The 8,737-nt window shown below is 71.4% G+C and carries 7 protein-coding genes; 3 read left to right on the forward strand and 4 right to left on the reverse strand.

From position 1 onward, the window contains the following. Window position 1 precedes the first annotated feature (1 nt). Window positions 2–1,234 (reverse strand): lytic murein transglycosylase, encoded by a 1,233-nt coding sequence (locus ACK4UM_RS02510; RefSeq protein WP_409795136.1) that lies wholly within the window; start codon window positions 1,232–1,234, stop codon window positions 2–4. A 387-nt stretch (window positions 1,235–1,621) separates the two neighbouring features. Then, complete coding sequence (locus ACK4UM_RS02515; RefSeq protein ID WP_409795139.1) at window positions 1,622–3,361, reverse strand: NAD+ synthase; 1,740 nt, start codon at window positions 3,359–3,361, stop codon at window positions 1,622–1,624. A 120-nt stretch (window positions 3,362–3,481) separates the two neighbouring features. Between ACK4UM_RS02515 and ACK4UM_RS02520 the strand changes: the two genes are divergently transcribed. After that, window positions 3,482–4,048: a PRC-barrel domain-containing protein gene (locus ACK4UM_RS02520; RefSeq protein ID WP_409795142.1), complete on the forward strand. Its 567-nt coding sequence runs from the start codon at window positions 3,482–3,484 to the stop codon at window positions 4,046–4,048. A 281-nt stretch (window positions 4,049–4,329) separates the two neighbouring features. On the opposite strand, the gene ACK4UM_RS02525 is transcribed toward ACK4UM_RS02520, so the two are convergent. After that, window positions 4,330–4,803 carry an Lrp/AsnC family transcriptional regulator gene (locus ACK4UM_RS02525; protein WP_409795167.1) on the reverse strand — a complete coding sequence of 158 codons (474 nt, stop codon included), beginning with the start codon at window positions 4,801–4,803 and terminating at the stop codon, window positions 4,330–4,332. A gap of 135 nt (window positions 4,804–4,938) precedes the next feature. Between ACK4UM_RS02525 and ACK4UM_RS02530 the strand changes: the two genes are divergently transcribed. Together ACK4UM_RS02530 and ACK4UM_RS02535 are read left to right on the forward strand one after the other, a co-directional pair. Then, the gene (locus ACK4UM_RS02530) at window positions 4,939–5,199 is read left to right on the forward strand and encodes a DUF6356 family protein (RefSeq protein ID WP_409795145.1); all 261 of its coding nucleotides are present in this window, start codon (window positions 4,939–4,941) and stop codon (window positions 5,197–5,199) included. 129 nt (window positions 5,200–5,328) lie between these two features. Further along, window positions 5,329–5,952 carry a DNA-3-methyladenine glycosylase family protein gene (locus ACK4UM_RS02535; RefSeq protein ID WP_409795148.1) on the forward strand — a complete coding sequence of 208 codons (624 nt, stop codon included), beginning with the start codon at window positions 5,329–5,331 and terminating at the stop codon, window positions 5,950–5,952. Between the two features lie 4 nt (window positions 5,953–5,956). Here the strand turns inward: ACK4UM_RS02535 and ACK4UM_RS02540 are convergent, their stop codons facing one another. Beyond that, entirely contained in the window at window positions 5,957–8,434 is a 2,478-nt protein-coding gene (locus tag ACK4UM_RS02540) for a ligase-associated DNA damage response DEXH box helicase (protein ID WP_409795151.1), read from the reverse strand. Between the last annotated feature and the right edge of the window lie 303 nt (window positions 8,435–8,737).

An 8,737-nucleotide genomic window follows, 5' to 3' on the forward strand; every position in this document is an offset into this window, starting at 1 on the left:
CTCAGCCGCGCCTGAGCGCGTCGAGGAGGCGCTTGCCGGCGCGGCCGGAGGCTTCCATGCCGAGGCGCCGCTGCATGTCCTGGATGGCCTCGCGGGTCTTCGGGCCGATGATGCCGTCCGGCTCGCCGATGTCGTAGCCGCGGCGGATGAGCTGGACCTGCACCTCGCGCCGCTCGGCGCGCGAGAGCGGCGGATCGTCCGTCGGCCACGCGGTCTGGATGCCGGGGCGGCCGGCGAGCGCGTCGGACAGGAGCGCGATCGCGAGCGCGTAGGATTCGGCGTGGTTGTAGGAAAAGATCGCGTCGAAGTTCCGGAAGACGATCCAGGCGGGCCCGTTCGTGCCCGCCGGCGCGATGATCGCCGCCTGGCCCGGCCCCGTCAGCGCCGAGCCGTCGACGCGGCGCACGCCCATCTGCGACCATTCCGACAGCGAGCGCTTGGTGCGCCGCCCGATGCGGCTCTCGGCGAGGCCGCGCGGCAGGCGCACCTCGTAGCCCCAGGGTTCGCCGCGCCGCCAGTTCGAGCGCGCGAGATAGTTCGCCGTCGAGCCGAGCGCGTCCACCGTCGAGTTGACGATGTCGCGCCGCCCGTCGCCGTCGAAGTCGATGGCGATGCGCTGGAAGGTGGTGGGGATGAACTGCGTCTGGCCGAAGGCGCCGGCCCAGGAGCCGACGAGGTCCTCCTTCGAGATGTCGCCGCGCTCGATGATCTGCAAGGTCGCCATCAGCTCGCCGCGGAAGAAGCTCTGGCGGCGGCCGAAGCAGGAGAGCGTCGAGAGCGATTGCACGAGCGGGCGCCGGCCCATGTTGCGGCCGTAGTTCGATTCGACGCCCCAGATCGCGACGATCACGTGCCGATCGACGCCGAAGCGCTCCTCGGCCTGCGCGAGCGCGTTCGGGTATTGCCGCATGGCGGCGCGCCCGTCGGCGACGCGCTCCTCGTCGACGAGGCCGGCGATGTAGTCCCAGATCGGGGTGCGGAATTCCGGCTGCCGATCGAGGAAGCCGAGGAGGCTCATGTCCGGCTCGACGCCGGACAGGATCCGGTCGAAGGACGCGCCGGGAACGTTGTTGCGGCCCGCCTCCGCACGCAATTGCGAGAGGCAGGAGCGGAACTCGGCATTGGCCTGCGCGGGCGGCATCCCGGCGAGGAGGCCGAGCCCGAGGGCGATGGTTGCGGCGAGCGGCGCGAGCGCGCCGCGGCGGATGCGGGGGGCGGAAGCGTTCGTCATCATGCGCAGGAGACTGCGCGAACATGGTGAATGAAAGGAAAACGCGAAGGGGAGATTAGCCTGCGCGGAAGCGTCGCGGGGCATCCCTCCCCGTAGGGGAGGGTGGACGGGCGAGCGGAGCGAGACCGGCCGGGTGGGGCACGAGGCTTGGCGGTAGGTCTCAGCGCGACGGGCCCCACCCGACCCCTTCGCTGCGCTCAGGGGCCACCCTCCCCTCCGGGGAGGGATTTTCGGCGCCCCTCCCTCCCCGTAGGGGAGGGTGGACGGGCGAGCGGAGCGAGGCCGGCCGGGTGGGGCACGAGGCTGGGCGGAAGGTCTCAGCGCGACGGGCCCCACCCGACCCCGTCGCTGCGCTCAGGGGCCACCCACCCCGCCGGGGAGGGAGTTTCCTCAGAAATCCAGATCGACCCGCGCGCTTGCCCCTTGGCTGCGATAGAGCCCCTGGTCCGGCGCGAAGGGCTTGCCCCCGGTGTCCCTGAACCGGTTCACGATCGGATAGCGGCGGTCGCGACCAAAACCGCGGCGGGTGACCTTGACGCCCGGTGCGGCCTGGCGGCGCTTGTACTCGGCGAGGTAGAGGAGACGCTCGATCTTGCGCACGGTCGCCTCGTCGTGGCCCTGCGCCACGAGGTCGGAGACGCGGCCCTCGCCCTCGACGAGGTGGAAGAGGATGGCGTCGAGAACCTCGTAGGGGGGCAGCGAATCCTGGTCGGTCTGGTTCTCGCGCAATTCGGCGGTGGGCGCCTTCTCGATGATGCGGCGGGGGATCACCTCGCCGTCCGGCCCGAGCGCGCCGGCGGGCTTCCAGGCATTGCGAAGCGCCGACGCCCGGTAGACCTCCATCTTGTAGAGGTCCTTGATCGGGTTGAAGCCACCGTTCATGTCGCCGTAGAGCGTGGCGTAGCCGACCGACATCTCCGACTTGTTGCCCGTCGTCACCACCATGGCGCCGAACTTGTTCGAGATCGACATCAGGATGGTGCCGCGAACCCGGCTCTGGACGTTCTCCTCGGTGACGCCGCGCTCGGTGCCGGCGAAGAGGTCGGCGAGCGCGGCCTCGATCCCCTCGACGCCGGTCGCGATCGGCACGACGTCGTAGCGCACCCCGAGCGCGTGGGCGCAGGCCTGCGCGTCCTCGAGCGAGGCGCTCGACGTGTAGCGATAGGGCAGCATCACGCAATGCACCCGCTCGGGGCCGAGCGCATCGACCGCCATCGCCGCGCAGAGCGCCGAATCGATGCCCCCCGAGAGCCCGAGCACCACGCCGGGGAAGCGGTTCTTCTCGACATAGTCGCGAAGCCCCAGCACGCAGGCCGCGTAATCGGCGCGCTCGCCCTCCTCGATCACGGCCTTGGGCGCATCCGTGCAGGTCCAGCCGTCGGGGCCGCGCTCCCAAGTCGTCGTGACCACGCATTCGACGAAGGCGGGGAGCTGGCAGGAGAGGCTGCAATCGGCCTCGAGCGCGAAGGAGGCGCCGTCGAAGACGAGCTCGTCCTGGCCGCCGACCTGGTTGACGTAGACGAGCGGCAGGCCGGCTTCCGTCACCCGCGAGACCGCGATCGAGAGGCGCTCGTCGGACTTGTTGCGCGAATAGGGCGAGCCGTTGGGCACCACCACGAGCTCGGCGCCGGTCTCGGCGAGGCACTCGACGACGTCCTCGCCCCAGATGTCCTCGCAGATCGGCACGCCCACGCGGATGCCGCGGATCGTCATCGGCCCCGGCAGCGGCCCCGGCTCGAAGACGCGCTTCTCGTCGAAGACGCCGTAATTGGGCAGATCGACCTTGAACCGCACCGCCTGCACCACCCCCCCGTCGAGGAGGGCGACCGCGTTGTAGAGCGCGCCGTTCTCGACATAGGGCAGCCCGATCAGCACCGCCGGGCCGCCGTCGGCGGTGTCCTGCGCGAAGCTCTCGAGCGCCGCGCGGCAGGCATCCTGGAAGGCGGGCTTGAGGACGAGGTCCTCCGGCGGATAGCCCGAGAGGAAGAGCTCGCCGAACACGAGAAGCTCGGCGCCCTCCCCCGCCGCCTCCGCTCGCGCCTTGCGCGCGCGCGCGAGATTGGCGTCGACGTCGCCGAGGGTCGGGTTGAGCTGCGCGATCGCGAGGCGGAGGGTCATGGGTCTCGTCATGGGGAGAGATTTAGTCCCCCGCGCGCTCCCGCGCAAATCCCGCAAGCGGAGCGGAAGGCGGAACCGGGGCAATGATCCGGGCATTCGCCCCGAGCAGACCGCACCCAACGAGGACGCGCCATGATCCGTATTCCCGTCCCGCTCGCCTGCGCCGCGCTTCTCGCGGCGATCGCCCCCGCCGCCCTCGCCGATCCCGCGCGCGCCGCCTTCGTCGCCGCCCCGCAGCCCGGCGAGACCCTCCTGTCGGAGGTGATCGGCACGAATGTCGGCGGCGAGGGCCAGGAGGGCATCGGCCGCGTCGACGACGTGCTCTTCGACGCGCAGGGGCGCGCGGCGGCGATCGTCGTCGAGATCGGCGCCTTTCTCGGCATCGGCGGCCGCGCGGTCGCGATACCGGTCGGCGGGTTCGAGATCGTCACGACGCAGGAGATGATGCCGACCGTCACGCCGACGCCCACCGCGCCCGGCGCGACGCCCCCGCCCGGCGCCGCCGCCCCCGGCGAGATCCCGCCCGGCGGCCTCGCTCCGGGCGCCGTCGACGCGGGCATCGCGCCGCCGCCGCCGAACGTGCCCGAGGCGCAGCGTTGGGGCTGGACCGGCTTCGTGGAGGGCGCCATCCACCACGTCCGCATCCCCTTCACCCGCGCCGACCTCGAAGCCGCACCGGAATTCGAGCCGCTGGAGTGAGGGAGCGGAGAGGGGGGGCGCCCTCTCCTTCCCCTCGGAGTTATAAAATCTATCGTTGCGGTGTCATCCCGGACGCCGAAGGCGATCCGGGACCCATATCCACGACGTCTCGGTCGCAGCCTGTAGGCTGCGTTTCTCAAACCAAAGCTGCGCAAAGGTCGCGGAACGAGCGCGGCATGCGCGCTCGAACGGTCGTCGAGGTCATGGGTCCCGGGTCCGCTTCGCGGCCCGGGATGACAACCTCCTTCACCCGCCGACCCCCAACCCCTGAAACCCCTCGCTTACGCCGTCCTCACGTAGTCGAGCGGCAGGGCGGTGGTGTTCTTGATGCGCTCCATGGCGAAGCTTGAGGAGACGTCGTACAGGTCGGCGACGGCGATGAGCCGCTTGTAGACGCGGTCGTAGGCGGCGATGTCGGGCACGACGACGCGCAGGAGATAATCGACGTGGCCGCTCATGCGGTAGAGCTCGACCACTTCCGGAATCGTCGCCACCGCCTCGCAGAAGGCGCGCGCCCAATCGGCGTTGTGGCGGTTGGTGCGCACCATCACGAAGACGGTGACGCCGACATTGAGCTGGTCCGGATCGAGGAGCGCGACGCGCTTCTGGATGATCCCCGATGCTTCGAGCTTCTGGATGCGGCGCGAGAGCGGCGAGGGGGAGAGCCCGATTCGCGCCGAGAGCGCCTCGAGCGAGAGCGAAGCGTCTTCCTGGAGCGCGGCGAGAATCTTCCGGTCGATAGGGTCGAGGGCGATTTCCTGCACGATTGCGGCTCTGTACGAGAGATTCTTGCGCCACCTTAAGCGGGGGCGCGAGACTTCGCAAAGCGCTTGCGCGGCGCGCCGTGCATGATCGGGCGTGTCTGTCCACGCAGCCCCGAGGAGCCCCCGATGTCCGACGCGCGCCCGCGCCTCTCCTTCACCGACCATCCCCGCTCCGTCGGCGAGACCTATCTCGAGCATATGGGCGTCGCGCTCTCCTTCGGCGTGCGCCTCCTCGGCGCCGGGCTCGCCTGCCTCGTCCACGCCTTCCTGCCCTTCCTGTTCACGAAGACGGGCTCGCGCACCATCGCCGTCCTGCACGAGCGGATGGTGACGAAGCGCGCGCGGGTCGCGACCGGCGACGCGCACGAGCCCCGCCGCGCGGCTTGACGTCTGAGGCGCGCAGCGCGCGCGGCAACATGCGCGAAACGCGCGCCCGAGCCGAGAGCCGACGCTTGCCTGTCGCCGAAACCTGCGCCTTGAGTGGTCGGCAGGTCACGGCATGAGGAGAGGGGCTCGATGCGGCTCGACAGCGAGGAGGCCCTCGAGGCGGGTCTGGGGGAATTGACCGCGCGCGACCCCGTGCTCGCGCGGATCGTCGCGGAGGGCTCGCGGCCGCGCCTGCGCAAGCGGGAGGCGGGCTTTGCCGGCCTCGCCTGGATCGTCGTCGGCCAACAGGTCTCGACGGCCTCCGCCAAGGCCATCTTCGCGCGCCTCGAAGGCGTGCTGCCGGGCCTCGACGCGTCGGCGCTCGCCGCGGCCGACGACGAGACGCTGCGGGCGGCCGGCCTGTCGCGGCCCAAGCAGCGCACGCTGCGCGCCGCCGCGCAGGCGGTCATCGACGGGAGCCTGCCCCTGTCGGCGCTCGACGCGATGCCGGCGGAGGAGGCGCACGCGGCGCTCACCGCGATCAGCGGCATCGGCCCCTGGACGGCGGACATCTACCTCCTGTTCTGCCTCGGCCACGCGGACGCCTTCGCCGCCGGCGACCTCGCCCTCCAGGAGGGCGCGCGCCTCGCCTACGACCTCCCCGCCCGCCCGCGCCCGCCCGAGCTGATCGAGCGCGCCGAGCGCTGGCGCCCATGGCGGGGCGTCGCGGCGAAGGTCTTGTGGGCGCATTACGCGCGGGTGACGGGGCGGTGAGCCCTCACGCCATCGCCTCCTCGATCAGCTGCGCCTCGGCCTCGGCGAGGATCGCGTCCGCCGCCTCGCCGTAGACGCTCTCGCGGCCGATCTCGAGCATGACCGAGACGGCGAGCGGGGAGACCCGCGGCAGGGGCTCGTGGCGGATGCGGCCGTCGATGCGCGCGAGCATGGCGGCGAGGCGCTTGAGGTCGAGGAGGCCCGTCGCGGCGTCCGCCCGGGCGGCGCGCAGGAGGATGTGGTCGGGCTCGTGGCGGCGCAGCACGTCGTAGACGAGATCTGTCGAGACGGTGACCTGCCGCTGCGTCTTGCGCTCGCCGGGAAAGTTGCGCTCGATCATGCCGGCGATCACCGCACAATAGCGGAAGGTGCGCTTCATCAGGGCGGATTCGTCGAGCCATTCCTCGAGATCGTCGCCGAGCATGTCCTGCGAGAAGAGAGCGTCGACGAAGCCGGTCGCCCGCGCCGCCGCCGCCGAGAGGTCGGACAGGCCCCAGACCGCGAGCCCGTAATCGTTGCAGACGAAGCCGAGCGGTTTTAGGCGCGCGCGCTCGAGGCGCCGCGTCAGGAGCATGCCGAGCGTCTGGTGGGCGAGCCGCCCCTCGAACGGATAGCAGACGAGATAATGGCGGCCGGCGCGCGGAAAGGTCTCGACGAGGAGCTGGTGGGCGTCCGGCAGGACCGAGCGCTCCTCCTGCATGTGGAGGAGCTCGACGAGCTGCGCGGGCAGCCGCGGCCAAAGGCCGGGATCGGCGAGGTAGCCGCGCACGCGCTCGGCGAGGAAGGTCGAGAGCGGGAACTTGCCGCCAGCATAGCTCGGGATCTTCGGGTCCGTGCCCGCGCTCGCGCGCGAGCAGAGCGCCGAATCCTCCGACAATCCGTGGAAGGTCAGCACCTCGCCGGCGAAGAGAAAGGTGTCTCCGGGCGTCAGCGTCTCGGCGAAATATTCCTCCACCTCGCCGAGCACACGCCCTCCGCGCATCGGCCCGCTGCGGCCGGACGGCGGGCGCACGAGGCGGACCTTGACCATCGTCGCCTCGACGATCGTGCCGATATTCATCCGGTAGCGCTGCGCCACGAACCGGTCGCGCACCCGCCACAACCCGTCCTCCCCCTCGACGATCTTGGCGAAGCGCTCGTAGGCCTTGAGCGCGTAGCCGCCCGTCGCCACGAAGGAGAGCGCCTTGTCGAAGACCTCGCGCTCGAGATCGCGATAGGGGGCGGCGGTACGCACCTCGTCGTAGAGGTCGTCGGCCGCGAAGGGCTCGGCGCAGGCCATGCCGAGGATGTGCTGGGCGAGCACGTCGAGCGCGCCCGGCGCCGGATCGGGATTGTCCTGCGCCGCCTCCTCGACCGCGTCGAGCGCCGCCCGGCATTCCAGGATCTCGAAGCGGTTCGCGGGCACGAGGAAGGCTTTGGAGGGCTCGTCGAGGCGGTGATTGGCGCGCCCGATCCTCTGGATGACGCGGCTCGCGCCCTTGGGCGCGCCGACATTCACGACGAGATCGACGTCGCCCCAATCGATGCCGAGATCGAGCGTCGAGGTGCAGACCACCGCCTTGAGCCGCCCCGCCGCCATCGCGGCTTCCACCTTGCGGCGCTGCTCGACGTCGAGCGAGCCGTGGTGGAGCGCGATCGCGAGGCCGTCGTCGTTGAGGTCCCACAGGCGCTGGAAGACGTATTCGGCCTGCATGCGGGTGTTGACGAAGACGAGCGTCGTCTCGTGCGCGCGGATCAGGTCGTAGATCGCCGGCAGGGCGGCCGCCGCCGTGTGGCCGGCGAAGGGCAGCGTCGCGCCCTCCAGCATGCGGATGTCGGGGGCGGCGCCCGCCGGAGCGGTGACGACGTCCGGCGCGGCCTCGCCGACGGGCGTGAGGTAGCGGGCGAGCATTTCGGGCTCGCGCACCGTCGCCGAGAGCCCGACGGCGCGGGCCTGCGGGGCGAGCCGGAAGAGCCGCGCGAGGCCGAGCGAGAGCAGGTCGCCGCGCTTCGAGAGGGCGAGCGCGTGCAATTCGTCGAGCACGATCCGGCGCAGCGACGAGAAGAAGCGGCGCGCCTCCGGATGGGCGAGGAGGAGGGCGAGCTGCTCGGGCGTCGTCATCAGGATGTCGGGCGGGCGCTCGATCTGCCGCGCGCGCTTGGCGGACGGCGTGTCGCCGGTGCGGGTCTCGATCGTGATCGCGAGCGCCATCTCGCGGGCGGGCGTCTCGACGTTGCGGGCGACGTCGACCGCGAGCGCCTTCAGGGGCGTGACGTAGAGCGTGTGGAGGGCCGGCGCGTTGGCCGCGCGCGGGGCGGCGAGCTCGACGAGGCTCGGCAGGAAGCCCGCGAGCGTCTTGCCCGCCCCCGTCGGCGCGACCAGCAGAGCCGGCCGCCCCGCGCGCGCGAGCTCGAGCAGCGCCAGCTGATGCGTCCGCGGCGCCCAGCCGCGCGAAGCGAACCAGTCGGAAAAGGGCGGGGGAAGGGATGTGCGCGCGTCCACGCAGGAGAATATGGGGAGCGGCGCGCCGGGCTGTAGGGGCGACAGGGCTCGCGGTTCCCGCATGAACACGACGGTGGCGCCGCTCCCTCTCCTTCCCCTCACGGGAAGGTGGCTCCGGGCGACAGCCCGGAGACGGATGGGGTCTTTCGACCCGAAGGGTCGAAGGGGCGTTGGGCTTCTCCTTACGTAAGGCGCTCTACGACGACGCCCCTTCGCGCCTTCGGCGCGAATGACCCCATCCGACCCGTCGGCTTCGCCGCCGGGCCACCTTCCCCTGAGGGGAAGGAGAGGCGCGGCGCTTCG

This window comes from Salinarimonas sp. (genome assembly GCF_046292825.1).
Taxonomy (GTDB): domain Bacteria; phylum Pseudomonadota; class Alphaproteobacteria; order Rhizobiales; family Beijerinckiaceae; genus Salinarimonas.